Source organism: Streptomyces sp. NBC_00223 (assembly GCF_036199905.1).
Taxonomy (GTDB): Bacteria; Actinomycetota; Actinomycetes; order Streptomycetales; family Streptomycetaceae; genus Actinacidiphila.
This window is the reverse complement of record NZ_CP108109.1, coordinates 2,890,976-2,914,629: the sequence shown is the minus strand read 5'-3', so window position 1 is coordinate 2,914,629 and position 23,654 is coordinate 2,890,976. Positions and strand designations below refer to the sequence as shown.

Genomic DNA, 23,654 nt, shown 5'->3' with positions numbered 1-23,654 from the left:
CGCTCCCGGCAGGTGCCCTCCTCGTTCCTCGGACGACCCCTACCGTCCGCTGCGACTCAGCTCAGCCGCTCGATGACCATGGCCATGCCTTGGCCGCCGCCCACGCACATCGTTTCCAGGCCGAACTGCTTGTCGTGGAACTGGAGGCTGTTGATGAGCGTGCCGGTGATCCGCGCGCCGGTCATGCCGAAGGGGTGGCCGACCGCGATGGCGCCGCCGTTGACGTTGAGGCGGTCCAGGTCGATGCCCAGGTCGCGGTAGGACGGGATGACCTGCGCGGCGAACGCCTCGTTGATCTCGACCAGGTCGATGTCGCCGATGGACATCCCCGCCCGCCGCAGCGCCTGCGTGGACGCCTCGACCGGACCGTAGCCCATGATCTCGGGGGACAGGCCGGACACACCCGTGGAGACCACCCGGGCCAGCGGTGTGATGCCCAGCTCGCGCGCCTTCGTGTCGGACATGACGACCAGCGCGGCCGCGCCGTCGTTGAGCGGGCAGCAGTTGCCCGCGGTGACCGTGCCGTCGGGCCGGAAGACCGGCTTGAGGGCCTGTACGCCTTCCAGGGTGACGCCCGCGCGCGGCCCGTCGTCCGCGGACACCACCGAGCCGTCCGGCAGCGTCACGGGCGTGATCTCGCGCTCCCAGAAGCCGTTCTTCAGCGCGGCCTCCGCGAGATTCTGCGACCGGACGCCGAACTCGTCCTGCTCCTGCCGGGTAATGCCCTTGAGCGCCGCCAGATTCTCCGCGGTCTGGCCCATCGCGATGTACGCGTCCGGCACCACCCCGTCCTCGCGCGGGTCGTGCCACGTTCCGCCCCCCTCCTCGGCGCGCCGCTGCGTGCGCGCCTCGGCGTCGGCGAAGAGCGGGTTCTTCGTGTCGGGGAGGCTGTCGGAGTTGCCCTTGACGAACCGCGACACCATCTCGACGCCCGCCGAGATGAAGACGTCGCCCTCGCCCGCCCTGATGGCGTGCAGGGCCATGCGGGTGGTCTGGAGGGACGACGAACAGTAGCGGGTGACCGTGCACCCCGGCAGATGGTCCATGCCCATCTGCACGGCGACGATCCGGCCCATGTTGTAGCCCTGCTCGCCGCCCGGCAGCCCGCAGCCCAGCATCAGGTCGTCGATCTCGCGCGGGTCGAGCTGCGGCACCTTGTCCAGCGCGGTCCTGATGACCGTGGCGACCAGGTCGTCCGGGCGCAGCTCCTTGAGCGACCCCTTGAAGGCGCGTCCGATGGGGGAACGGGCGGCGGAGACGATGACGGCTTCGGGCATCGCGACACTCCTCGTCGAGGCTGCGTGATTCGGGACTCTCGGGAAAGTTACCTGTACGTATCGCAGCGGGTCATCAGGAGCACACTGTGATGCGGGCTACTTTCTGAGCGCTTGCTTACTCGCGGACGCCCTGCCCGTACCCCGATCCGGCCGATCCCACACCGACGGGCTCCCGGCCGGTCCCGAGCACGAGAGACCGCATCCCCGCGCGGCTAGGCCGTCCGGTGCCCGGCGGCCCCCTCCACCGGCAAGGTGTCGGGCTGCGGGTGCTCCTCCTCCAGCTGCCGCCTGCGCCGCCGCTTGAGCAGCGCCCAGCGGCCGCGCGGGCCGGAGGAGACCGCGTGGGCCGCCGCCACCTCCGTACCGCCCTCGGCCGCCGCCTCCGCCGCCGCCTCGGCCACCGGCAGGAAGCCCTCGCCGCGCCGCGCGTCCGGCTGCTCGTCCGCCTCGGGCCACAGACCCAGCGAGGCGCACAGCGTCGGCAGCAGGGCCATGGCGGCGGTCGCGTAGCCCTCGGCGGACGGGTGGAAGTTGTCAGGGCCGAACAGCTCACGCGGGCGGGCCTCGAACTCCGGGCCCAGCAGGTCGCCGAGCGAGACCGTACGCCCGCCCAGGCCCACCACCGCGATGGTCTGCGCCGCGGCCAGCTGTCTGCTCGCCCGGCGGGCCAGCCAGCGCAGCGGCTGGTAGACCGGCTCGACCGAGCCCAGGTCGGGACATGTGCCCACGATCACCTCGCTGCCGGCGTCCCGCAGCCGCCGTACCGCGTCCGACAGCAGCCGCACCGAGGTGGCGAGCGGCATCCGGTGCGTCACGTCATTGGCGCCGATCATGATCACCGCCACGTCCGGCGACGGCACGGACGGGCCGAGCACCAGCGCCACCTGGCGGGCCAGGTCGTCGGACTGCGCGCCCGGCAGCGCCACGTTCACCAGCTTCACCGGCCGCTCGGCCACCGCCGCGAGCCCGGAGGCCAGCAGCGCCCCCGGGGTCTCCCTGGCCCGGTGCACGCCCTGTCCCGCGGCCGTGGAGTCGCCGAGGAAGACCAGCCGCAGCGCCGACTCCCCGGTCCGGTGCGCGAACGCCGAGCCGTAGCGCCCGTCGGCCCGCGGCGGCACGTCGCCCGAGCCGCCGACCACCCGCTTGGCCAGCCGTACCTCCGTCAGCAGCAGCCCGATCGCGGCCCCGCCCAGCAGGCTCATCCCACCGCCGCCGAACGCCGCCGCGGTCGCGATCCGCCGTGCCACCCTCGCCCTCGACATCGAGCCGGCCACCTCCACTACTCGTCGGTACAACAACCTGTTGCCCCGGGAAACTCCCTTGCCAACGTCAACGCCGTCCGAGACGTCCACGTTTCGCGCAGGCCCTAGGCTGGCCCCACCATCACGGAGAACCCGGAGACACACGGTGCAGTTTCACGACTCGATGATCAGCCTCGTCGGCAACACCCCGCTGGTGAGGCTCAACAGCGTGACCGAGGGCATTCAGGCGACCGTCCTGGCCAAGGTCGAGTACTTCAACCCCGGCGGATCGGTGAAGGACCGGATCGCGCTGCGCATGATCGAGGCGGCGGAGCGCAGCGGGGACCTCAGGCCCGGCGGCACCATCGTCGAGCCCACCTCGGGCAACACCGGCGTCGGCCTGGCCATGGTCGCCCAGCGCAAGGGCTACCACTGCATCTTCGTCTGCCCGGACAAGGTGTCGATGGACAAGATCAACGTCCTGCGGGCGTACGGCGCCGAAGTCGTGGTCTGCCCGACCGCCGTCGACCCCGGGCACCCCGACTCGTACTACAACGTCTCGGACCGGCTGGTGCGCGAGACGCCGAACGCCTGGAAGCCGGACCAGTACAGCAACCCGAACAACCCGTTGTCGCACTATCACTCCACCGGCCCCGAGCTGTGGCAGCAGACCGACGGCCGGATCACCCACTTCGTGGCGGGCGTCGGCACCGGCGGCACGATCTCGGGCACCGGGCGCTATCTCAAGGACGCCAGCGAGGGCCGGGTCCAGGTGATCGGCGCGGACCCGGAGGGCTCGGTCTACAGCGGCGGCTCCGGGCGGCCGTACCTGGTCGAGGGCGTCGGCGAGGACTTCTGGCCGACCGCGTACGACCGGGACGTGGCCGACGAGATCGTGGCCGTCTCGGACAAGGACTCCTTCCAGATGACCCGTCGGCTCGCCCGCGAGGAGGGGCTGCTGGTCGGCGGCTCCTGCGGGATGGCCGTGGTCGCGGCCCTGCGGGTCGCCGAGCGGCTCGGTCCCGACGACGTGGTGGTCGTCCTGCTGCCGGACAGCGGCCGCGGCTACCTGTCGAAGATCTTCAGCGACGAGTGGATGAGCTCGCACGGCTTCCTGGACGAGAGCCAGGGCCAGCCCCGGGTCTCCGACGTGCTCGCGCACAAGGACGGCGGCATGCCGCAGCTCGTCCACATGCACCCCGACGAGACGGTCGGTGAGGCCATCGAGGTGCTGCGCGAGTACGGCGTCTCTCAGATGCCCGTCGTCAAGCCCGGCGCCGGGCACCCCGATGTGATGGCCGCCGAGGTGATCGGCTCGGTCGTGGAGCGGGATCTGCTGCACGCGCTGTTCAGCAAGCGCGCCACGCTGGAGGACCCGCTGGACAAGCACCTGTGCCCGCCGCTGCCGCAGGTCGGCTCCGGGGAGCCGGTCGCGGATCTGATGACCGTACTGGAGCACGCGGACGCGGCGATCGTGCTGGTGGAGGGCAGGCCGACCGGAGTCGTCAGCCGGCAGGACCTGCTGACCTTCCTGGCCGGACACGGCGGCGCCTGAGCCGGGGACGCCGGCGCCCGGGCGCCACGACGGCGGCCCGGTGGCCGGCATCAGGATTCGCGGAACTGGTACACCCGCGACACACGGGCGCAGCACCGGCTTAACAACCGTCCGGCACATTGGGTGATGTCGACGCGGCGGGGACCTCCCGGCCGCGACCGGCACACCCAGCGGCACCACGGCCTCCGGAGCGGCTCCCGGACCCATGGTGACCCCGGGCACGCGGTCCGGCCTTGTTCCCGGGCCCGCGTCCCCGGCGGGGACCGCCGTCGTCCCGCCCTTCGGCCTCCGGGCCGGGGGTGCGGCGGTCCCCGCCCACCTCTTCTTCCGGTTCTTCCGGACCCCCTCTTCCCGGGCCGTCCGCCGCCTTCGCGGGCCCCTCGTCTCCTGGCGCCGAAGCCGCTGTCCGACCGGAAAACCGCCGCGCCCGGCCCGGGCCTACGACCAGTCGTCCTTCTCCCGCTTGGCGCGGGGGCCGAGGAAGCCGCTCAGGCCCTGGGCGACGTTCACACCGACGATGCCCGCCCAGGTGATGAACAGACCGGCGGCGCCGGCCTGGACCGCGCCGATCGCGGAGAGCGGGATCGCGGCGATCATGGTGAAGCCGGCGAAGCCGTAGCGCGCGAAGCGGGCGCTGGGCTGCGGCGGCCCGATCGGGCGGCGGTCGGCCCGGGCGAACGAGGTCTGCTGCTGGGCCAGTTCGCGGTGCACTCGCTGCTCGACACGGCTGTCGACGCGTTCTGTCAGCTTGTCCATGAACGAGTCGACCAGCTCCGACTCGTACTCCGCCCCTAGGTCCTTGCGCGCTTGCATGGTGGCGGAGAGTTCCTTCTTGAGTTCCGGGTCGCGGGCGTCCATGGCCCAACCGTAGGCAGTGGGGCGGTACGCGACACTGGGGTTAGCCCCCGATTTCCCTCGGGGGTCTGCCGTCCCCGAGGAGGATTCGCCATGCCGGACACGCCTGTTCTCACCGCCCTGCACGGGGCAGCGGACCGGGCGGACGCGGTGACCGTGGCCGGCCGGAGCTGCTCGTACGAGGAACTGCTCGGCGCGGCAGGCGCGGTCGCCCGGCGGGTCGCGGGACGGAAGGCGTTCGCCGTGGACGCGACGGCCTCGCTGGAGACGGTGGCCGCCGTGGTGGGCGGGCTGCTCGCCGGGGTGCCGGTCGTACCGGTCGCGCCGGACGCGGGGCCGGCCGAGCGCGAGCACGTGCTGGCCGACTCGGGCGCCGAGTTGCTGGCCGTGGACTTCGCCGAGCGGGCCGACTTCGCGGGGGAGCCGGCCGGGGACGCCGCCCTGGTGCTCTACACCTCGGGGACGACCGGGCCGCCCAAGGGGGTGCTGATCTCGCGGTCCGCGATCGCCGCCGACCTGGACGCCCTCGCGGCCGCGTGGCAGTGGACGGCCGAGGACACCCTGGTGCACGGGCTGCCGCTGTTCCATGTGCACGGCCTGGTGCTGGGCGTGCTGGGCGCGCTGCGGACCGGCAGCCGTCTGGTGCACACCGGCCGGCCGACCCCGCAGGCGTACGCGGCGGCGGGCGGCAGCCTCTACTTCGGGGTGCCCACGGTGTGGCACCGGGTGGCACAGGACGAGGCGGCCGCGCGGGCCCTGTCCGGCGCGCGGCTGCTGGTCTCGGGGAGCGCTCCGCTGCCCGCGCCCGTCTTCGAGCGCCTGCGGACGCTGACCGGGCACGAGCCGGTGGAGCGCTACGGCATGACGGAGACACTGATCACCGTGAGCGCGAGGGCCGCGGGGCAGCGGCGGCCGGGCGCGGTCGGCACCCCGCTGCCGGGGATCACCACCCGGATCGCGCAGGCGGCGGACGGCATCGGGGAGTTGCAGGTGCAGGGCCCCACCCTCTTCGACGGCTACCTCGGGCAGCCGGAGGCGACGGCGGCCGCGTACACCGAGGACGGCTGGTTCCGCACCGGCGACATCGCCGCCATTGACGCGGACGGCACGCACCGGATCGTGGGGCGGGCCTCGACGGACCTCATCAAGTCCGGCGGCTACCGGATCGGCGCGGGCGAGGTGGAGAACGTGCTGCTCGCCCACCCCGCGGTACGGGAGGCGGCCGTCGTCGGCGCGCCGCACGCGGATCTCGGGCAGCAGATCGTCGCCTATGTGGTCGCGGAGGGTGTCACGGCGGCCGAGCTGACGGATTTCGTGGCGGCGCGGCTGTCGGTGCACAAGCGGCCGCGGGCCGTACGGTTCCTCGCCGAACTGCCGCGCAACGCGATGGGCAAGCCGCAAAAGCGGTTGCTGCCGCCGGTGTGACCGGGATAGGGATACAGGGGTGTGCGGACGGGGGAGGGGACCCCGGGAGTTGCCCCTAGCCGGGCGGCAAGTAAGCTCAGAGGCACCCAGCCACATTTCTGTCCACATATCACCGGACGGCCGCGAGGTCGTCCGGGTCGCCGATACCCGGGTTCCGCTCCAAAGGGTGGCGGTGATCAGTCCTGCCATGGAGGCAGCACCGCATGTTCCACCGCATCGGACGCACCGTCGTCCGCCATCCCGTCTGGACGATTGTCGCGTGGGTCATCGCCGCCGTCGCGATCGTCGCCACCGCGCCGAGTCTGCCGTCCAACAGTGACGAGAGCAGCTTCCTGCCCAGCCACTACGAGTCGATCCAGGCGGCGAATCTCCAGGAGAAGGCGTTCCCCGCCGCCTTCACGCCGTCCGCGATCGTCCTTTACGAACGCACCGACGGAGGTGTGCTGACCGACACCGACAAGGCCGATGTCGCGCGCATCACCACCGAACTCGGTAACAAGAAGATCGACCAGGTCCAGAACATCGTGGCGGGCAAGCCGTCCGACAACGGCAAGTTCGACATCGCCAGCGTCCAGATGGACAAGAAGAGCGCCGGCCAGCCGAAGCAGTCCGACGCGGCGAAGAAGCTGCGCGACGAGTCCCAGACGCTCGCCAAGGGCACGAATCTGACGGTGAAGCTCGGTGGTCAGGCCGCGCAGGCCCTCGACCAACAGGATTCGTCCAAGACCTCGGACGCGCTGGCCCTGGTCGGCTCGCTGCTGATCATCATCATCACTCTGCTGATCATCTTCCGATCGCCGATCATCGCGGTGCTGCCACTGGTGGTGCTGGTGGCGGTCGTCTTCATGATCGCCAACGCGCTGATCGCGGACGCCACCAAGATCTTCGGACTCCAGGCGAACAGTTCGGTCTCCGCGCTGCTGATCGTGGTGGTGCTCGGCGTCGGCACGGACTACTTCCTCTTCCTGATGTTCCGTTACCGGGAACGGCTGCGGGCGGGTGACGAGCCCAAGGAAGCCATGATCAACAGCGTGGCCCGGGTCGGCGAGGCCATCGCCTCGGCGGCCGGCGCGGTGATCATCGCCTTCCTCGCGCTGACCCTCTCCACGCTCGGCTTCCTGCGGCAGATGGGCCCGGCGCTGGCCATCCTGGTCGCGGTGACCCTGGTCGCGGGCCTGACCCTCTTCCCGGCGATCTGCTCGCTGATCCCGCCGCGCATCCTGTTCTGGCCCGGCAAGAAGTGGCACCAGGAGCCCTCGGACGCCCGCTTCGCGGCCATCGGCCGCACCCTGGCCCGCAGGCCCGCCATGGTGGCGGTCGTCTCCGGCCTGGTGATGGTCCTGCTGGCGCTCGGCACCCTGGGCTACAAGGCGTCCTTCGACCTGGCCTCCGGCTCCATGCCGAAGACCAAGGAGTCGATGGTCGTCCAGGACACCCTGCAGAAGGCGTACTCGGCGGGCGCCGCCGAGCCGACCTCGGTCTACCTCACCAGCACCACCGGCAAGACGCTCGACGGTGTGGACCTGAACGGGTATGGCGACAAGCTGAAGAAGATCGACGGCGTCGCGGACGTCAGCCTCGACCCGGCGTCGGGCCTGAGCAAGGACCACAAGACCGCCAACTTCACGGTCACGCTGAAGTACGAGGCGGCCACAGGCAAGGCCATCGACACCGTCGGCGACGTGCGCGACACGGCGCACGCCGACGCGCCGGCAGGAACCAAGGCCCTGGTCGGCGGCATGTCCTCGATCTACAAGGACATCAACGCGGCCGTCGACCACGACTACAAGACGGTCTTCCCGATCGCCGCGCTGCTCATCATGGTGATCCTGGGGCTGCTGCTGCGCAGCGTGGTCGCGCCGTGGTACCTGATGGCGTCGGTGGGCCTCGGCTTCGGCGCCACGCTGGGCGCGACCGTGCTGCTCTTCCAGCACGGCAGCAACAGCACCGGTCTGGTGTTCCTGCTGCCGATCATCATGTATCTGTTCGTGGTCGCGATCGGCACGGACTACAACATCCTGATGATCGCCCGGCTCCGCGAGGAGGCCCGTGAGGGCCGCAGCCCTCGCGAGGCGGCCAGCATGGCGCTGCGGCACGCCGGGCCGACGATCGCCGCGGCCGGCTTCATCCTGGCGGCGACCTTCGCCACGCTGATGCTGTCCGGGAACTCGCTGCTCACGGAGATGGGATTCGCGGTCGCCTTCGGCATCGTGGTCGCCGCGTTCGTGATGGCGATGTTCTTCACGCCGAGCCTCACCGCGCTGATGGGGCACGCGGCGTGGTGGCCGGGGCGCGCGGACCGCGGCGCGGCCGAGGTGGCCGGCGGCCCGTCAGGGCCGGCGGTGGCCGAGGGGCAGGGGGATCCGCGGGACGCGGAGCTGGACTCCGGGCGGCGCTGAGCCGATCCCGGCGGGGGCGGCGGGGACTTCCCGCGGCCCCGCCGGGGCGGCCGGAGTGCGCGGAGGAGTCTCCGACGGGCACTCCGGCTGAGTTGTCCACAGGGGCCGGGCCGGCGAGTACCGCCGATGCCGCGAGTCGTTCCCGGGCCCTGATACTTCGCCCCGTCGCCGTTGTGCGGCGGGGCGAAGTGCTGCCAGGATGTGGGCTCGTGGGCTGCCGGTGAACATGACGGGGCATCGGGTCCGGACCGGAGAAGACGCGATGAGTTCAGGTGGTTCGGGCGCCGTGGCCGAAGGGGTGTCCGGTGAGCGGGTCTTCCGGGCGTCGCCCTACCGGATGCTCTGGTTTTTCAGCCCGATCCTGCTGTTCTTCGTTGTGCCGCGTGTCGTGTTCGGCGACCCGGTGTTCGGCCGGACCTGCTGGGAGATCTTCGGCCTGTGTGTGGTGGTGTTTCCCTTCGTCATGGTGCCCTTCGGGTGGACGGTTGTCGGCGAACGGGGCGTCACCGTGCGCCGGGCCTTCCGGACCAGGCACCTGGACTGGGACGACATCGGCGCCGTGGAGCTCAGGTCGCACAGCCTTCATCTCCTGCTGGTGCTCACCGGGCGCGACACCGGTCGGGCGGAGACGGTGCTGACCTTCGTGCAGAAGGCCGAGCGGCGCCTGCTCGTCGAGACGATCGTCTCCCGGGTCCCGCCGGAAGCCGTCCGCACGGACGAACTGCTGCTCCGGGTCCTCGGCCGGGAGGCCGCCTGACTCTGCCCGGGAGGGGCTCCGGCTGAGTTATCCACAGGGGCCGGACAGGCGAACTTCGCCTGTCCGGCCTTTCGGTTACGCTGAGTCAGCAGTGAATGATCTGCGGACGGATGGACGGATGGACGGATACGGCCACGGGGGGCTGTGATGGGGGAAGTGATCGGTCTCGCGCGAGGCGGGACACGAGGAAATGACGGCGGGACGGGCGGGCTGCCGCCGACCGACCGGTGGCGGCGCCGGGTGCTGACCGCGCCGGGCCTGGCGGTGCTGGGAGTGCTGCTGCTCATCGGCACGGCGGTGGTGGAGGACCGCCACGGCAAGCGGGCCGGGGAGTTGTGCCACCACCTGCCGGTGCCGTGGACGCTGTATCTCCTGGCGTACGCCGCGCTGGTGTGCGGGGTGGCGGCGACGGTGGGGTGCGCGCTGTTCCTGCGGGCCGCGGCGCGCGACGGGCGGCGGGGCCTGGACTCCTGGCAGGGCACGCTGGCGCTGTGCATATGCGTCGCCAACCTGCCGGCGCTGCTCTTCGAGGCGGTGGCGCTGTACGGGGTGCACGCGGAGGCCGCGCAGCCGTACTGGCAGTGCTCGTCCGCCCGCGCCTCGGCGGCAGCGCACGTCCTCGCGGTCGTCTTCGGCGCCTGAGGCATGGCCACTCGACGTGTTGGCGGCGCCGTCGCGGACGTCGTTCCGGGTGCCTCAGCCCGAGTTCCCGCACCTCCGCTTTCGTAGCGCGCGGTACACCCGCCAGCAGGTGAAGCCGATCGCCACGCTGAGGGCCGCGGACGCCCAGTCCGGAAGGCCGGACCACACCCTGGAAAGGATCAGCATGGACGCCATGCAGCAGATGACTCCGAAGTATCTCTGGAAGAAGTTCTCCTCCGGAGACGATCGGTCGTCCTGTCGTCGATTCCTCATCCGGTCAGCCCTCTCCGACCCCAGCGGGCGGCTCCGTAACCGAAGGCGCGACTCACGGAACCACGGACCCATACCGCCCGGAACCGGCCCGCCGCCCGGCGGCCAGGGCGGTGGCACCACTCATGGTGCCACCGAAGAAGCGGGCCCGGACCCGGTTGACCGCGACAGGCCCGGTTCCCTCCGCGCCTCGGCGGCAGCGCACGTCCTCGCGGTGGTGCTCGGCTGATCCCGTGCGGCTTCCCTTGCCGGACTGCATATCTTCATGCAGAGTCTTGTCCCGGTGAATAGATGCCGCCGGACGAGTGGGTCGGGGATGGACTGCGATGAGTAGCGCGGAGGGCGCGGACGCGGGTGCGGAGGACGACGCGCGCGCGGACGAGGGCGTGGATTCGGCGGAGGGCGCTTCCACGCGGCTGCTCAAGCTGTTCGAGGCACACCGCCTGACGCCCACTCAGCGGCGGATCGCGCACTGCCTGGTCCGCAGATCCGCCGAGGCGTCCTTCATGTCCAGCGTCGAGGTGGCCGAACTCGCGGGGGTCAGCCAACCGTCCGTCACCCGGTTCGCCGTCGCCCTCGGCTTCGACGGGTATCCGTCGCTGCGCCGGTATCTGCGCGAGGTCGCACCCGTGCGCAGCGCGCCGGAGGCCACCGCGTACAACGAGTACCAGCAGGCCGTGCACGCGGAGATCGAGAACCTGCGGCACCTCGCCGCGCTGCTCGCCGACCCGGAGCCGGTCACCAGGGCCGGGGCTGTACTAGCCGCGTCCCGGCCGCTGCCGGTGCTGGGGCTGCGGGCGGCCGGCGCGCAGGCCCGCGGCTTCGCGTACTTCGCGTCCAAGGTGCACCCGGACGTGCGGCTGCTCGACGAGGGCGGCACGATGCTCGCCGACCGGATCGACGCCGCCGTGCGGGCGGGCGCGAGCGCGCTGATGTGCTTCGCGCTGCCCCGGCACCCGCGCGAGGTGGTCGACGCGCTGGCGTACGCGCGGGAGGTGGGGCTGATGGTGGTCACCGTCGCCGACAGCGCGTTCGCGCCGGTGGCGGCGCACAGCGATCTGCTGCTGCCCGCCGCCGTCGGGACCGGGTTGTCCTTCGACACCGCGTGCGCGCCGATGCTGCTCGGGCAGGTGCTGCTGGAGTCGATGTGCGACGAACTTCCGGACGCTCAGGCGCGGCTGGAGGAGTTCGACGCGCACGCCGTGGTGCGCGGCCTGTTCGTGGACTGAACGGGCCGCGTTGCGAGGCGGATTGACGGCAGGTCAGGCGCCGGGCACCCGACCCCTGGGTCGAACAGCTCCCGGGCCGAGTGGCGAGTCGTCAGGCGCGCGCCTGGGCACGGGCCTTGCGACTGCGGACGAAGGCGAAGATCGCGCCGCCGAACGCCAGGGCGGCCGAGCCGATCCAGGTGACGAGGAGGGTGCCCGTGTTCCCGGTCGAGGCGAGGGAGCCCGTGTCGTCGTCGGCGCCGGGGCCGCCGGCCGTGCCGGAGGCGGCGCCGGACGGGGTGGCCGAGGGCGACGAGGGGCTGCCCGCGGTACTGCTCGCCCTGGCGCCGCCGGCGACGGTGGGGGCCAGACCGGTGCCGCCCTTGACGTGCACGGTCAACTCGGCGCTGTCGTTGGCCGGGTAGGGGTCGAACGCCAGGCTCGTGCCGTGGACCGAGCCGACGCCGACCCTGCCCCGGGTGAGGTAGGCCGCGCCCGGCTCGATCCTCAGCGTGAACGGCAGCTCGACCACCTGCCCCGCGCCGACCGGCAGGTCGACCCGGCAGATGTACCGGGGCGCGCCGAGCGCGGGCTCGCCCGGCCCGTCCGCGGCCCAGGGGGCGCACCCGGTGGGGACCGCCACCGCGGTGGTGCCCCTGGGGATGTCGACCATGACGCCGATCCGGCCGTCGGAGTCGTCGGAGTCGTCGGCGCCGTGGATGTCGACGGTGGCCGGGCCGTTGTCGCGCAGCCGGGCGGTCAGCACCACCCGGTCGCCCGCCTTCCCGGTGGCCGTGTCGCCGCTGACGGCCAGGTCGGCGGTGTTGTCCGCGTCGATGATCCAGTCCCCGCCGGGCTGCCCGGACTCCGGCGCGACGCCGTCCGGCACCAGGGCGAGTTCGGGGCCGGTGCCGTCGGCGGCCGGGGCGGTGCCCACGGCCGGGACGGCCTCGTAGCGCACGACGTCGTACAGGGCGGCGCTGGTGACCTCGATGCCCAGCGGGGTGGACAGCCGGTACTTCTTGCCCGGTTCGACGGGGGTGGTGATCCGGCACACCGCGTCGTTGGTCAGCGTGCGGATGTCGGTGGGCTCGACCGTGCCGTAGGCGCAGTTGGCGAAGTGCTGGGCGAAGTCCAGACCGGTGGTGGAGGTCAGACGGAGATCGACGCCCTCGGCGGTCAGCCGGCCGGTGTTGGCGATGGTGATCGGGGCGTCCAGGGTGGTGCCGGGCTTGGCGTGCTCGGTCCTGGGCAGCGGGTCGACGACCAGGCCCACGGCGCCGACGGTCACCCGTAAGGTGACCGGCCCGGCCAGGGTCGCGTTGGACGAGGTGCCGCTGAGCACCGCCGTCCCCGTGGTCCCGAGCGGAACGCCCGGCTTGGCGCCGAGCGACACCGAGCCGTCGGTCCCGCCGACGCCGACCTCGCCCGCGTCCCACTCACAGTCGTCCTCGACGCAGGGGCCGTCCACGTCGGCGAAGGAGGTGATGCCGGAAATATCGAGGGTGATGTCCACGTCCTCGGCGGTCCGGCCGTCGCCCGGGCCCGCCAGGCTCCAGCCGAGCCGCGCGGCGTCGCTGCCGTCGGACTGCTGGGGAATGCCGATGTCGGTGCTGTCCACCGCCAGTCGCAGCACCGGCCCGTCCGCCGGGACCGCGTGGGCGGGCCCGGCGGCCAGCGGGACGCCGAGCAGGGCGATCGCGCAGGCAGCCGGGGCGGCGGCCCAGCGGCGGCGGGTGTGTCGGGACATCTCGCGGGTTCCCCACGTTCGTTCGAGCCGGACATGTGCGGCATGAGCTGTGACGATCGGGCGCTCCCGGTGGTTGCCCGAACGCGGCCGCTGACTTTAACGAAAATCTGAGAATCACAAAGTAACCTCCCCACCACTTGTCAGGTGATGTCGCACGAGTGCGACGACAAAGGGAGGGAGCGCGACATGGTGCGCGGGGCCTACACATTGGCACGGGTGGCGGTGACGGTACGCGCGGCGGCGTGCTGGCTGTGGTGGGCGGGAGTGATCGCGGCAGCCCCCGGTACCGCGGTCACCTTCAGTCCCACCGGCCGCCGTATCGGCGTCATGGCCGGTGCCGCCCTCTTCGTCCTGGCCGCGGTGATCACCTTCGCGGTGCGCGGCAGCCGTCACGGCCGACGGGCCGAGGCCGCCTCCCGGGCCGCGAAGTCGGTCTACCTCCAGGACCGCAAGGTGACCGCCCGCCTCTGGATACGCCGCCGCAGGTGGTGGCTGCTGTCGGCGTTCGTGGTCGCCGGCGCCTCGTCCCTCCTGCTGCCCTGCGCGGGCGGCATGCTGCTCGCCGGCGTCGGCGCCGGCCTGTGGGCCAGGTCCCGCCGGGTCGCCCGGGTCGAGCGCTCCCGGGACGCCCTGCTGTGGGTGCGCCTCGACGGCGCCGCTGACGCGTACCAGCTCACCGGTATCGCCGCGGGCGACGCGGCCCCCGGCGGCGGCCCGCGCCGCCGCTGAGGGCCGCGACCCGAGTCCCGGCCCCCGTCACCGGAGCCCGCGGCGCAGCGGCGGCAGTCCGCCGCCGCTCTCCGCGAGCAGTTCCTCCCGGGTCTGGGCCGTCCTGACCGGCGCGAAGTCGACGCTGCCGTCGGGGTGCGCGGTGTAGCCGTGGACGGCGGGCCGGGGCAGCGAGTTGTACGCGAAGTGGTTGGAGAAGTAGTAGGCGCCGGTGTCCAGCAGGGCCACATGGTCGCCCGCGTCGAGCAGCGGCAGCGGACGGGCCCGGGCGACCAGGTCGCCCGCGAAGCAGCAGGGCCCGGCCACGTCCTGGACGACCGGCTCGCCGTGCTTCTCCACGCCCGTGGCGTCGAGCGCGAGCACCCGGATCGGCCACGCCTCGGGGACGAAGACCGTACGGGTGGCGACCTGCGCGCCCGCGTGGGTGACCGCGATCGCCCGGCCGCCGGCCGACTTGGCGTACTCGACGCGGGCCAGCACCGTGCCGTTCTTGGCGAGCAGGGAGCGGCCGAACTCGGTGACGATGCCGTAGCGCCCGTCGAAGAGCCCGGGGACCTCCGTACGCAGCACCGCCGCGTAGTCCGCGAAGGCGGGGGTCGTCTCGTCGGAGCCGAAGTTGACCGGCAGTCCGCCGCCGATGTCCAGGACGGTGATCTGCTGGCGTCCGGCGGCCGCGTTGATCCGCTCGGCCAGCTCGTACGCGGCCCTGACGCCCGCCGCCATCAGCGCGAGCGGGACCCCCTGCGAGCCGGTGTGCGTGTGCAGCCGGTTGAGCCACGGCCGCTCGGCGTACGCCCGCAGCACCCACTCCTCGGCGCCCGGGTCGCGCAGCGCGACCCCGAACTTCGAGGTGGCCGTGGCGGTGCTCATCGCGCCGATGCTGCCGCCGCCGACCTGCGGGTTGACCCGCAGCCCGACCGGGGAGGACGAGGGCGCCCCGGCCAACAGCGCGTCGATGCGGGCGAGTTCCCGCGGGTTGTCCACGTTGACCGCGATGCCGAACGCGAGCGCCTCGCGCAGTTCGGCCGGGGTCTTGGCGGGGGAGTCCAGGACCGTACGGTCGGCGGGGATGCCGGCGGCGCGGGCGAGGGCGAGTTCACCGGGGCTGGCGACCTCCGCGCCCAGCCCGCACTCCCCGAGCAGCGCCAGGACGGGTACGAGGGAGGCTGCCTTCACGGCGAAGGTGTGGGTGACGGCCGTGCCCGGGGTGGCGAACGCGGCGTGCAGCGCTCTGGCGGAGTGCTCGATGCCCGTGATGTCGAGCAGTCCGACCACCGGCTCCTCCTCGCCTACCAGCCCCTGCTCCACCGCCGCGCGCAGTGCGTGTCCCCGCCGTATTCCCAGCTCATCCGTCATGGCGACCATCCCACCACTTCCCTGCCGGGCGCCGCCACCCCGGTCACGGCCGAAGGCCGGGGGGCGTTTTCGCGCCCCCCGGCCTTCGGGTGGTTGTCACCGCTGGGGGCGGCGGGGGCGGCCCGGACGAATGAGCCGCCGGGCCGCCGCGCCGCCGTCACGCCGAAGGCGCGGCCTTCTCGGCGGAGTCGGGGTCGGAGTCGGGTCCGGTGCCCCCGTCGGAGTCGGCCTTCGCCTCGGCCTCAGGCTCGGGATCGGCCTCGGGCGTGTCCGACGCCTCGGCCGCCGCGTGCGCCTGGACCTCCGGCTCGGCGGCAGGCGCGCTCTCCGCGTCGGCCGGCGCGGACTCGGACACCGTCGCGGCCTTCGCGGCCTTCGACCCGTCCTTCACGCCCGCCGCGGACCCGTCGGAGGCGTCCTTGGACCCTTCCTTGGACCCCTCCTTCGTACCCTCCTTCGTAGCCTCCTTGGAACCGTCCCCGCTCGCGTCCTTGGACGCGCCCTTCGCGCCGTCCTTCGCCGCGTCCTTGGGCGCCTTCGCGGCCTTGCGCCGCTTCCGCCAACGGAGGACGTACAGCGCGACGATCGCCAGGACGACCAGCAGGGCGATCAGCCAGGTCCACGGCACGGCCCACACGCTCGTCTGCCCGCTGCCGTGGGCCGGCGTCGACGCGAGCGTGATGATCGAGGTGTAGGGCGCGAGATCGACCTTCACCCGAAGCCGTCCGCCCGGCCAGATGTCCGAGAGCTTCGAGGTCAGCTTGATGGAGTTGCCCGGCAGCAGCAGCGGGACGTCCGCGGCCTTGGTGGTCTTGGAGAACACGCCGAACAGCCCCTCCGTACCCAGGGTCTGCTTCGCCTGGAGGGGGACATTGCCGGTGTTGGCCACGGTGTAGCTGACCGTCGCGGAACCGGGGCGGTCCGGGCTCCAGCCGCCGTGGAAGTTCACGGACATGTTCTTGACCGTCAGCGTCGGGTGCAGCGGACCCGAGACCTGGAGGTAGATGCGCATCCCGACCCGGCGGTCGACCCGGACGTTGTTCCCCTTCGAGTCGAGCGCGGTGCTCGACGAGGAGGCCACGATGCCGCCGACATGGAATCCGGGAGTGGCGTTGCGCGGCGCGGCGATGGTGAACGGGATGATGACCGTCGAGCGGGCCGGGACCCGGACCGCGGTCTTCGCCAGCCGGATCCAGCTGCCCACGTCCACGTTCTTCTGGGCGGCGGTCAGTACGTCGAATCCACCGGTCTCGGTGTTGAAGGCGTCACTCGGGTACACCGTCAGATCAAGCGGCTTGGCGCTGAAGTTGTCGACCGCGACGAAGTCCTCACGCGCGGTTCCCGGCTTGAAGTCCTGATACGTGAAGGTCGGCCGGGTGTCGACCTTGTGCTTGCCGGCCCCCTGGATCGACCAGGCGACCGCGTTCGGCGAGGGCTTGCCGGGTGCCGTCGTGCCGGTCGGCGGTTGCCCCGGCGACTCGCTGGTGGACGGGGACGGCGACGTTGGTGCGGCGACCGCAGCGTCCGTCGATATTGCTGTCGCGAGCAGCAGGGCCAGCAGCGCGGCCAGGCCCGCCGCCAGCCGCCGGAGGCGGCGACCCTTCGGACGATTCGTGTCGGCAATCCGCTGTACCAGCATCGTTGCCCCTTCGTTCTCGTGATCGGTGGGTCCGGCCGGGCGTCGAATGCCCGCCCGGCCGGACCGTTGTGCGGTGGCTCAGATGGCGGTGAGCGTCATCGTGGCCGTGTAGTTGCCCACCTGGGTGCTGGTGGGGGCGAGCAGGTTGAGCGTGGCGCCGACGTGGGCGGTGCCGTTGGCGGAGCCGGCGCCGGCGGTGGCGAGCTGCTGGGACTTGCCCAGACCGCCGTTGGTGCCGGGGGCGACGACCGCGCCGGGGGTGACGACCTCACCATTGGCGAAGTCGAGCACCTTCGGCGTCCAGCCGAGGTATCCGGCCGAGATCGTGCCGCCGGAGCCGTTGCTGAAGTTGCCGACCTGGCCGACCACATTCCAGCCCGGGCTCTGGGTCCGGGTGTCGGTGACGGTGACCGGGTTGATGTCGCCGCTGGTGGAGAGCGCGGAGGCGTCGGTGGTCAGCGTCGGGGTCGGCAGCACGACGGCGGCCGAGTTGTCCACGCTGACCGTCAGGCCACCCTGCTGGGTGACATCGGTCTTGATCTGCTCGGTGGCAGTGCCGTAAGCGATCGTCACACCGACGGTGGTCGCGGAGACGGTCACATTGCCGGACGTGTCGGTCTGGGTCGCGGTCAGCGTGTGGCTGCCGGGAGCCAGGTCGGCCGAGGGGGTGCAGGACCAGGTGCCGTCAGCGGCCACGACGGCCGAGCACACGGTCTTGCCGGACTCGTCGGTCACCTTCACGGTGGCGCCGGCGGTGCCGGTGCCCGTGACGGTCGGGGTCTTGCCCCCGCTGATCGAGCCGTCCGTCGGAGAGGTGATGACCGGACCGTTGCCCGCCGCGGACTTCACGGTGAAGTCCGCGGTCTGCTGGAGCAGCATGCTGTTCACGGTGATGGTGTGCTTGCCGGCCGTGAGCGACTTGCCGTTCGGGGTGAAGGCGTAGCTGAAGTTGCCCGAGGTGTCCGCCGTGACGGTGGCCAGCGGGTTCCCGTCGAGGGACAGCTTGACCGGGTGGTCGGGGAGGAAACCGGTGGAGGTGATGTTGACCATGCCGGTCGGCGCCACGGTGGTGGACGGCGACAGGGCGATCGTGTTCTCCAGGTCGTGCTGGGCGGCCTTGGCCTGAGCGGTCATCGGGTTGCCGTCCGCCGCGGCGGCGGCGAGCGCCGGCACGAACTTGCTGGCGTCGACCGTGCCCCAGCCCGAGGCCACGTCGTAGCCCGGAGCCGCGTAGTAGCCCGGGATCGTCTTGTAGGTGTTGTTACCGGTGGTCACGTCCACGATGCCGTTGGCCGTGGGGTTCTTGGCCAGCTTCTCGTACAGCATCTGGTTGATGGCGCCGAGCGGCGAACCGTGGACCTGCGTCGCCAGGGCGACCACAGCGGCGAACAGCGGGGCGGCCTCGGAGGTGCCGTCCTGGCTGTTCATGGTGAGGTCGGGAACCGAGCGCATCTTGCTGCCGCTGATGTTGGCGATGCCGTCCTGGTAGCTCGGACGGGTGTAGATCTCCGACAGGCCCGCGCCCTCGATGGGGTCGAGGGGGAAGGTGTCGTTGGCGCACGGCGGGCACGGAGCGGTGTGCGACGGACGGACGCCACCGATCGCGGTGATCCAGGGCGAGTCACCCCAGGTCGCCGACGCCGGTCCGGAGGAGACCGTGCCGCACTGCTTGGTCGCCGTGGTCAGGTTCTGCGCGGCACCGCAGTCGCCGGTGGCGTTGATGATCGGGACCTCGTTGGCAGCGGCGATGATCCCGCCGATGTCCTGCGCGGTGATCTCCGCCTTGCCGCGGCTGTAGTCCGTCTCGCTGCTGCCGTCGCTGATGGACATCACGTCGGCCAGGTGGTTCTGGCTGACGTACTCCATGCCCTTGACCATCTCGGGCATCGCGACCTCGCTGGAGGCGTCACCGACGATCTCGCTGTCGGACGGCGTCGCGACGATCACGATCTTGGCGTACGGCGCCAGCATGTGCGCCGCCTGGACGTCCAGGCGGAGTTCGCCCTGCCAGGCGCTGCACGAGCCGTACGAGCCGAGCGCCACCATGCCCGCGGGACAGGTGGCGGGCAGCGAGCCGCTCGGGTAGACCGTGGAGATCTCGGCGTGCGGCAGCCCGATCACGTCGTCGAGCGCGTTCATGCTGGTCTGGATGTTGGGGTCTTCCCAACCCTCCATGAGCGCGATCGTGGTGCCCGCGCCGTCGACTCCCTGCTTCCACAGCGAGTCGATGTGGTGGGAGAAGATGTCCCGCAGGTCGGTGTTGCCGTACGCCTGCGGGTTCTTGCCGCCGGCGGCGAGCTTGGCGGTGATGTTGCTGAGCGCGGTGGTGAGCGTGGCTATGCGCTGGTCCTTGCTCGGACTGTCGCTCACCACTGTCGCGCTGGTGGTGCTGCTGGCCAGGGCAACCGGTGCGCTGGACAAGAGCATGCCTACCGCGACTGCGGCACCCACGGCAGGCGCGATCGCCTTGCGTGGAATTTTACGCATTCATTCCTCCGAAAGAAGTGAACTGCTCGGGCTGCACTTTCGCGCTCCCGGGCGCCGGATCTGGTGGATGCGCGACGGCCCGGGAGGCGGAAGACATCTGTGCGTGGTTTCGCCGGCTGGTTGTCAGCGGGCGTCGTCCAGGTCTCGCGTCAGACGGGGACGTTGCCGAGCCGATGGCTTGCGGCAGGGGTCCGGCCGGGTGTCGGGTACCCGCCCGGCCGGACCGTTGTGCGGTGGCTCAGATGGCGGTGAGCGTCATCGTGGCCGTGTAGTTGCCCACCTGGGTGCTGGTGGGGGCGAGCAGGTTGAGCGTGGCGCCGACGTGGGCGGTGCCGTTGGCGGAGCCGGCGCCGGCGGTGGCGAGCTGCTGGGACTTGCCCAGGCCGCCGTTGGTGCCGGGGGCGACGACCGCGCCGGGGGTGACGACCTCACCGGTGGCGGAGTCGAGCACCTTGGGCGCCCAGCCGAGGTATCCGGAGGAGATGCTGCCGCCGGAGCCGTTGCTGAAGTTGCCGACCTGGCCGACCACGTTCCAGCCCGGGCTCTGGGTCCGGGTGTCGGTGACGGTGACCGGGTTGATGTCGCCGCTGGTGGAGAGCGCGGAGGCGTCGGTGGTCAGGGTGGGGGTCGGCAGCACGACGGCGGCCGAGTTGTCCACGCTGATGGTCAGGCCACCCTGCTGGGTGACGGTGGTCTTGATCTGCTCGGTCGCGCTGGAGTACGCGATCGTGACGTTGACGGCGTTGGAGACGATCGAGCCGGCACCGCTGGCGTCGGTCTGGGTCGCGGTCAGCGTGTGGCTGCCGGGCGTCAGGTCGTCGGCCGGGGCGCAGGACCAGGTGCCGTCACCGGCGACCACGGCCGAGCACACGGCCTTGCCGGACTCGTCGGTCACCTTCACGGTGGCACCGGCGGCGCCGGTACCGGTGACGGTGGGCTTCTTGCCGCCGCTGATCGAACCGTCCGCGGGAGACGTGATCGCCGGGGCGTCCGGAGCCACGTTGCCGTAGACGATCTGGGTGAACTCGTTGCCGCTGACCGTGAGGTTCAGCTTGACGTCGATCTCCCAGGTGCCCGCCGCCGGGTTGGCGACGTGCAGGGTGCCCGTGGCCTTGGTGACACCGTTGACGGTGGTCGCCGCCGAGGTGACCGAGGTGGAGAGCTTCCCGCTCGGGTCCACCAGGTAGAACGAGAACGGGTTGTCGGCAGCCGCGTCGTCCGTCTGGAACGTCACGGTGAGGTCCTTGCGGCCCGCCGCGACCGGGAAGTTGAACGTGCTGGTCTGACCCTGGTCACGACCGACCGTGCTGCTGATCAGGGTCTGGAACGCGCCGCCCGCCGCGGGGATCAGGGTACGGCGGGAGATGGGCAGCGAGGTGACCACACCGTTGTCGGCGGTGAACTGCACCGACTCCGGGTGGTCGCCGGGGGCCGTCGGCATGGCGATGTGCAGCGGGACCGCGGCGCTGGAGTGCGCCGGGATCGTCACCGCGGACGAGGCGGCCGAGGTGACGTAGTGCCGCCCCGACGCCTTGAAGGAGACCTTGCCGGTGTAGGTGCCGGGCACGTTCGGCGGGTCCTGGAGGTGCGAACGGCCGTTCGCCCACAGGATCTTGGCCGTCCACTTGCCGGCCTCGGGGTGCGCGACCTCGGTGTGCTGGAGGTTGGGCACCTTGCCCAGGCTTCCGGCCTTGGTCGCGGGGGTGCCGTAGTCGTACGAGATCTGCCGCAGCCGGCCCTGGGGGTCGACGAGCGTGAACGACAGGATGGCGCCGTTGGTCGGGTCCGGCCAGATCATGTCGGCGTCGAGGCGGTCGAGACCGGCCGGGACGTCGAAGGTGACCGGGGGAGCGGCGGTGGCGCCTTCGGCGGCCACCGGCAGGCTCGGGTCCGGAGCGCTCACGTTCTCGGTGACGACGTCACCGATCTGCGAGGGCGAGCCCAGCGAGCGGTAGGTACCGGTCACCGAGGTGGCCGTGTCGCTCGTGTTGTACAGGTTCACGGTCTGGTCGTTGGTCGACCCGCCGTTGCCCGAGACGTCCAGCTGCGACGGGTTGGCCACCAGGGACGGCGAGTCGCCGGGACCGGTGGTCAGGGTGCTGCCGGGCATCTGCTGCGCCGCCTTGGTGGCGTGGTAGATGTTGACCAGACCGGCACCCTGCTGGTCGGCCGGAGCACCGGTGTCGGTCGCCGTGCTGGTCAGGATCTGCTTGACCATGGCGGGCGTCGGGCTGGTGCCGTTGTGCGAGTCCCGGTACGCCTGGATGACGTCGGCCGCGGCGCCCGCGATGAGCGGAGCAGCCTGGCTGGTGCCACCGAACGCCTCGGTCGCCGTGTTGGTCGGGCAGCCGCTGCCGGTCGGGTTGCAGGCGGCCTCGCCGCCGTAGCCCGGAGCGACCAGGTCGACGAGCTTGCCGTTCGTGGTGGTGCCGCCGGAGGACAGCGGCGTGATGTCGTCGTTGACCCAGCCGGAGTAGCCGTAGGCCTGGGCGTTCAGACGCAGTGTGTTGGTCGCGCCCGCCGCGATGACCTGCGGGTCGTCCGCGGGGGAGGAGACGGTGCCGGAGACACCGCTGTCACCCGAGGAGACGACGACGGTCACACCCGCGGCGACCGCCGCGTCGTTGGCCGCCCAGTGGGTCTTGTAGCTGCCGGGCTTGGGCGAGTAGCCGTAGGACTCCGAGAGCACGTCGACGTGGTACTTCGTGACCGCGGCGTCGATGCCGGCCACGATCTGCGACTCGGTCTTGACGTTCGAGTCGGAGTGGGAGTTCCCGGAAACGCTCTCCGGGGTGTCGGCGTTGCTCGCGTCGACCAGCGACGCGTCCGGGGCGTCGCCCTTGAGGACGAAGGTGCACCCGGTGGGCAGGCCGGAGTACGGCAGCTCCTTGGAGAAGTCGTAGACGACCGTGCCCTGCGCGGCCACCGACGACGCGTCGCCGTAGGCCTCGTCGTTGCTCTTGTCCTTGGTGTAGTCGGTCGCGCCGACGACGACGTGCGAACCGTCCGCGCGGGTGAAGTTCGGGTTGCCCGCGAGGCTGTTCATCCCGTCGATCCCGACCAGCACACCCTTACCCGTCGCGATCGAACTGCCCATCCCCGGGGTGTTCGGGTCGTCGCTCTGGAAATGGATGTCCGAAAGAGCTTCCGGCTCAAGCAGCGGCTTGCTCGGATCGGTCGGGCAAACCGCCGGATTCAGCGGAGTGGGGTCATCCACAGTGGCGGATGCGGTAGGCTTCAATATCTCAACTTGCGAGTCGGGAACGATCTTGTCGACCCCGGAGTTGAGACTGAGCCGCTTGACCTCGTCCGCAGACAGGTGCGCGGCGACGGCGTTCACACTGACGAGCTGTGTGATGTCCGTGCCGCCGTGGCTCTTGATGTCCGACACGATCGATGCCTGATCCGAGTGCGCCGCGGCAATGCGCTGCTTGCCCTGCGTTCTGAGATTCAGGTTCGTGTGCTGGTTCTTCAACCAGACGATCACCGAGCCGCCCGAACCGGCACCGTCAAGCACCGGGGCCGGGGCTACTGTGGCTGGAGCGGCGACCGCGGAGGGCATCATCGATGCGCCCCATGCCGTCGCCAGAGCCGCGCTCAACGAGATGACCGTCGCAGTTCTGAGGATACGACGGCGCTCAGGTGGTGATGCTGGCATAATCGGCGGTGCTTTACGCACTGCTTGTGTCCTTCCGTCAGCTGGATCTTCAAGTCGCGCGAAAAGCACGACAAATTAGCCTGTGGACATGTCAGTCCACGGCATTTGTTGGAGCGGGAGTCCGGCCGCCTTGGGCGGGCGCCAGGAAGTCGAATTTCCTGGCCGTCCAAGTCGGCGTGACGTGTCGCGACCCGGCAACCGGAGGGGGTCGGGCTCCTCGCTTCGTCGGTCGCCGCCCTGCGTTTTGAGCAGGGTTGTTGCGTGTACATCCCCCGGGCTTGCGGATCACGGGCGTCAACGTACACCCGCTCAGGCGCAGGTGGTTAGGTCTTTGCGATACGTAGACCTTCCATCTGGCGAGACCCCCGTCGGCCGGGGTCGCTCCACCCGGACCGGCGATCCACTA

The 23,654-nt window shown here is 71.4% G+C and carries 15 protein-coding genes; 7 read left to right on the top strand and 8 right to left on the bottom strand.

Annotated elements, in window-relative coordinates:
* Positions 1–56: 56 nt before the first annotated feature.
* Together OHA30_RS12130 and OHA30_RS12125 are read right to left on the bottom strand one after the other, a co-directional pair.
* Complete coding sequence (locus OHA30_RS12130) at positions 57–1,277, bottom strand: acetyl-CoA C-acetyltransferase (protein ID WP_328913830.1); 1,221 nt, start codon at positions 1,275–1,277, stop codon at positions 57–59.
* Positions 1,278–1,489: 212 nt separating this feature from the next.
* Positions 1,490–2,539: an SGNH/GDSL hydrolase family protein gene (locus tag OHA30_RS12125; protein ID WP_328913829.1), complete on the bottom strand. Its 1,050-nt coding sequence runs from the start codon at positions 2,537–2,539 to the stop codon at positions 1,490–1,492.
* A 145-nt stretch (positions 2,540–2,684) separates the two neighbouring features.
* Here OHA30_RS12125 and OHA30_RS12120 point away from each other — a divergent pair, with 145 nt between their 5' ends.
* Positions 2,685–4,073, top strand: a complete 1,389-nt coding sequence (locus OHA30_RS12120) for a cystathionine beta-synthase (protein WP_328913828.1) — start codon at positions 2,685–2,687, stop codon at positions 4,071–4,073.
* Positions 4,074–4,511: 438 nt separating this feature from the next.
* Here OHA30_RS12120 and OHA30_RS12115 read toward each other — a convergent pair whose 3' ends face one another.
* On the bottom strand, positions 4,512–4,931 hold the full coding sequence (locus OHA30_RS12115; protein WP_328913827.1) for a hypothetical protein: 420 nt from the start codon (positions 4,929–4,931) through the stop codon (positions 4,512–4,514).
* 90 nt (positions 4,932–5,021) lie between these two features.
* Between OHA30_RS12115 and OHA30_RS12110 the strand changes: the two genes are divergently transcribed.
* From OHA30_RS12110 to OHA30_RS12090, 5 genes are all read left to right on the top strand, one after another.
* Positions 5,022–6,353: an AMP-binding protein gene (locus OHA30_RS12110; RefSeq protein ID WP_328913826.1), complete on the top strand. Its 1,332-nt coding sequence runs from the start codon at positions 5,022–5,024 to the stop codon at positions 6,351–6,353.
* A gap of 203 nt (positions 6,354–6,556) precedes the next feature.
* The gene (locus OHA30_RS12105; protein ID WP_328913825.1) at positions 6,557–8,752 is read left to right on the top strand and encodes an MMPL family transporter; all 2,196 of its coding nucleotides are present in this window, start codon (positions 6,557–6,559) and stop codon (positions 8,750–8,752) included.
* A gap of 262 nt (positions 8,753–9,014) precedes the next feature.
* Positions 9,015–9,509, top strand: a complete 495-nt coding sequence (locus OHA30_RS12100; protein ID WP_328913824.1) for a PH domain-containing protein — start codon at positions 9,015–9,017, stop codon at positions 9,507–9,509.
* Positions 9,510–9,665: 156 nt separating this feature from the next.
* On the top strand, positions 9,666–10,151 hold the full coding sequence (locus tag OHA30_RS12095; protein WP_328913823.1) for a hypothetical protein: 486 nt from the start codon (positions 9,666–9,668) through the stop codon (positions 10,149–10,151).
* 596 nt (positions 10,152–10,747) lie between these two features.
* Complete coding sequence (locus tag OHA30_RS12090) at positions 10,748–11,650, top strand: MurR/RpiR family transcriptional regulator (RefSeq protein ID WP_328913822.1); 903 nt, start codon at positions 10,748–10,750, stop codon at positions 11,648–11,650.
* A 91-nt stretch (positions 11,651–11,741) separates the two neighbouring features.
* On the opposite strand, the gene OHA30_RS12085 is transcribed toward OHA30_RS12090, so the two are convergent.
* Positions 11,742–13,379, bottom strand: a complete 1,638-nt coding sequence (locus OHA30_RS12085) for a hypothetical protein (protein WP_328913821.1) — start codon at positions 13,377–13,379, stop codon at positions 11,742–11,744.
* Between the two features lie 186 nt (positions 13,380–13,565).
* On the opposite strand from OHA30_RS12085, the gene OHA30_RS12080 reads away from it, so the two are divergent.
* Entirely contained in the window at positions 13,566–14,108 is a 543-nt protein-coding gene (locus OHA30_RS12080; protein WP_328913820.1) for a hypothetical protein, read from the top strand.
* A 27-nt stretch (positions 14,109–14,135) separates the two neighbouring features.
* Here the strand turns inward: OHA30_RS12080 and OHA30_RS12075 are convergent, their stop codons facing one another.
* The 4 genes from OHA30_RS12075 to OHA30_RS12060 form a co-directional block, all read right to left on the bottom strand.
* The gene (locus tag OHA30_RS12075; RefSeq protein WP_328913819.1) at positions 14,136–15,464 is read right to left on the bottom strand and encodes a diaminopimelate decarboxylase; all 1,329 of its coding nucleotides are present in this window, start codon (positions 15,462–15,464) and stop codon (positions 14,136–14,138) included.
* A gap of 157 nt (positions 15,465–15,621) precedes the next feature.
* Positions 15,622–17,103: a WxL protein peptidoglycan domain-containing protein gene (locus OHA30_RS12070; RefSeq protein ID WP_328913818.1), complete on the bottom strand. Its 1,482-nt coding sequence runs from the start codon at positions 17,101–17,103 to the stop codon at positions 15,622–15,624.
* A gap of 78 nt (positions 17,104–17,181) precedes the next feature.
* Positions 17,182–19,524: an Ig-like domain-containing protein gene (locus OHA30_RS12065; RefSeq protein ID WP_328913817.1), complete on the bottom strand. Its 2,343-nt coding sequence runs from the start codon at positions 19,522–19,524 to the stop codon at positions 17,182–17,184.
* Positions 19,525–19,828: 304 nt separating this feature from the next.
* Positions 19,829–23,107, bottom strand: coding sequence for a S8 family serine peptidase (locus tag OHA30_RS12060; RefSeq protein WP_328913816.1), 3,279 nt, complete (start codon positions 23,105–23,107; stop codon positions 19,829–19,831).
* Positions 23,108–23,654 lie beyond the last annotated feature (547 nt).